This window comes from Kaarinaea lacus (genome assembly GCF_975902315.1).
This window is the reverse complement of the sequence record NZ_CDLKIE010000150.1, coordinates 1-2,988: the sequence shown is the minus strand read 5'-3', so window position 1 is coordinate 2,988 and position 2,988 is coordinate 1. Positions and strand designations below refer to the sequence as shown.

The 2,988-nt window shown below is 44.8% G+C and carries 3 protein-coding genes; 2 read left to right on the top strand and 1 reads right to left on the bottom strand.

Annotated elements, in window-relative coordinates:
• A partial coding sequence (locus ACWVCM_RS04185) for a M17 family peptidase N-terminal domain-containing protein (RefSeq protein WP_455200459.1) occupies positions 1–588 on the bottom strand: 588 nt, incomplete at its 3' end.
• A gap of 359 nt (positions 589–947) precedes the next feature.
• Here ACWVCM_RS04185 and lptF point away from each other — a divergent pair.
• A complete protein-coding gene (lptF, locus tag ACWVCM_RS04180; RefSeq protein ID WP_455200458.1) occupies positions 948–2,033 on the top strand; it encodes an LPS export ABC transporter permease LptF in 1,086 nt (361 codons plus the stop codon).
• 9 nt (positions 2,034–2,042) lie between these two features.
• Positions 2,043–2,988, top strand: a 946-nt coding sequence (gene lptG / locus ACWVCM_RS04175) for an LPS export ABC transporter permease LptG (RefSeq protein ID WP_455200457.1), incomplete at its 3' end; no start/stop codon positions are given.

Here is a 2,988-nt window from a genome sequence, read left to right as displayed (position 1 = left end):
GTTAGCCGGCGTGTTTGCCAGGTCTTTGGCCACTGCAACACCTTTGGATATTGCAATACCTTCGGTTATGGCCTGTTCGCCATCATTTAGATCGCTGCGTTTTGGAACGCTGAAAATCAGTTTGCGCAGGGGTCGGCGAGTTTCATCTTTTTTTGACTTAAAATGGTCGAATCGGTAAAGGGCATCTTCGGTGATTTCTACGGCCTGTCGGATTTTCCAGTGCGTATTGCGTCCTTTAACATTCAGTTCCGTGAGGTAGGATGTGGCCTCCATGGAGCCGGTTTCGTTCAATTTTGTTGCCGCTTTTGCGGTAAATTGCCGATACTGGCTGTCGCCGACTTCCCGCTCACGACCACATCCCACCAATAAGATACGTTCGGCCAGGGTATTGGGGACATTGTGCAATAACAGGGTTTGACCTAGCTTGCCTTCCAGGTCACCTCGGCGTACTAATGCGGACAGGTAGCCATCAGTCACGTTATCAATTTTTTCTGCAGCGGCAGTAAGACGTCTTGGTTCGAATACGCCGATCACAACACAGGCGGACCTTTGTTTTTCCGGGTTACCACTTTTTACACTAAATTCCATAGTTGTTCCCTTGCTTCTAAATTACTGAGTACCACTCTACTTAAAATTTTGTGCCAATATCGCCATTAAAATCCAAAATTGACTTAGTTATAGCATAATAAACATGTCATTTTTGGTTTTACCAATACGGAATCCTTTTTTATCACACTAATATTTCTACATATTGTAGACTACCTGAATTTGCGCGGTTACCCTTAATGTATAATTATTTGCGGAACATGCTAGCGCTAAATTTGACTAAAATAGGGCAGAACTTCTGTCAACAAAAGAGTGGCCAAGCGGCGCAATCAAGTGCCGAAGTTTACTCAATTCATCGTTTCAGCGAAAGGCGCGGCGAAAAGTAAAACAATACCCAAAACATGATTATTGATCGATATCTCATTTCGGAAATTCTGCAAACCATGGCAGCTGTGTTATTGGTGTTGTTGCTGATTTTTATGGGACGTTATTTTGCGCTATTTCTATCCTATGCCGTGGACGGAGATATAACCGCTTCAGTGGTAATTGACCTGCTTTTGCTGCGCACCATGAGTGCGCTAAATATGATGCTGCCGTTTGCCCTTTATATCGCCGTACTTATTTCCTTTGGGCGTATGTATAAGGACAATGAAATGACGGCTTTGGCTGCCTCAGGCGTGAGTGTGAATCGAGTGGCGTATTCAATTATGGGCCTGGGGCTGTTTTTTGCGCTGATTGTGGCTGTCATTGCATTATGGATTTCGCCCTGGTCCGAAGATAAGCGCAAAATTGTGGAGATCGAAGCAGGTAAGGCATCAATTGTGGAAAGTTTATCGCCAGGTCAGTTCAATCAGTTTAGCAAGCGAAAGGACGCCGTTTTTTATGTAGGCGCCATTGCTGAGGACCGCAAGTCCTTTCAAAATGTTTTCCTGCAGTTAGAAGTCGATGGCAAGATGGATGTTTATTCGGCAAATGAAGGTTATATTCATCGGGACCTGGAAACCGGGGATCGATATCTGGTGCTGGTTAATGGCTATCGTTATTTGGGTAATCCCGGTGAGCAGGATTTTCTGATTCAGGAATATGAAAAAAATGCAGTGCGTCTTGCGTTACCTAAAATTGGCAGTCAAACGCGACGCAAACGAGCAACTACTACAATGCAATTGTGGCAAGATGCAAAACCGAAGGATATGGCTGAATTGCAGTGGCGTATTTCTCTACCCATTTCAACATTGTTGCTTGCGGTGCTAGGTCTTGTGATTAGCCGTACATCGCCACGCCAGGGGCGTTTTGCAAAATTGTTCGTCGCAATATTAGTCTATATCATTTACAACAACCTGATGAGTATTGCGCGTTCCTGGGTCGAACAAAGCAAGATTCCTGTTGAGGTTGGAATATGGTGGGTACACCTGATATTGGTAGCAATCATCGTGTTACTCCTGTTTCAGCAAATTACCGGACGCTGGTTCAGGTTCAGGACGGCGTAAGTAAAAAATATGCAAATCCTAAATCGATATTTAGCCAGGAATATTCTCGTCAGCATGCTCATTGTCATGGTGGTGCTGTTGTCTCTGTTTGTCTTCTTCCAGTTTCTGGAAGAGCTCAAGGATGTAGGGAAAGGAAAATACGACACTACCAGGGCAATCATATTTGTATTAATGACACTGCCCAACATGGCCTATCAACTGTTGCCTATCGGAGCCCTACTTGGTTCTACAATTGGATTAGGCGTACTAGCCAGTAATAGCGAGCTAACGGCAATTAGAAGTGCCGGTGTTTCCATGGAGCAAATAATATGGTCAGTGCTCAGGGTAGGTCTGGTCGTCATTGTGCTAGGTGTTGTTATCGGTGAATGGTTGGCTCCAATGAGCGAACAAAAAGCGCAGACTATGCGGTCAGTGGCACAATCAGATCGTCTGGAACTGGAAGGCGGCAAGGGATTGTGGGCAAAAGATGGCGCGCAGTACATTAATATACGTACTATTCTCCCGGGACGCCGCTTAAATAATATCTACGTTTATGAAGTGGATCACCAGCATCACATGACTCATATTGTGCATGCAAAAAGCGCCTTTTATCGCGATGAAAAATGGGTGCTGGAGGACGTTGAGCATAGCTATTTAGTGAAAGGTAATGTTGTTGCGCATCACGAGGATCAGCATGTATGGGAAACCGATTTAAGTCCTGATTTGTTAGGTGTGGTAACCGTTAAGCCATATACTTTATCGGTATGGGGTTTGTATCAATATATAGATTACCTGGAAAGCAATGGCCTAAGCGCAGATAAATACAAACAATCTCTATGGACCAAGGCAACGTTGCCAGTAGTTACCGCTGTGATGGTGCTGCTTTCAATACCCTTTGTATTTGGGCCGCTTCGAACAGTGGGGATAGGCTCCCGAATTCTTGTAGGCGCACTAGTGGGGATTGGCTATCATCTCT

What these genes read in the sequence shown, in the direction of transcription:
- lptF (WP_455200458.1), top strand. Translation starts at nt 948, where the DNA reads ATGATTATTGATCGATATCTCATTTCGGAAATTCTGCAAACCATGGCA.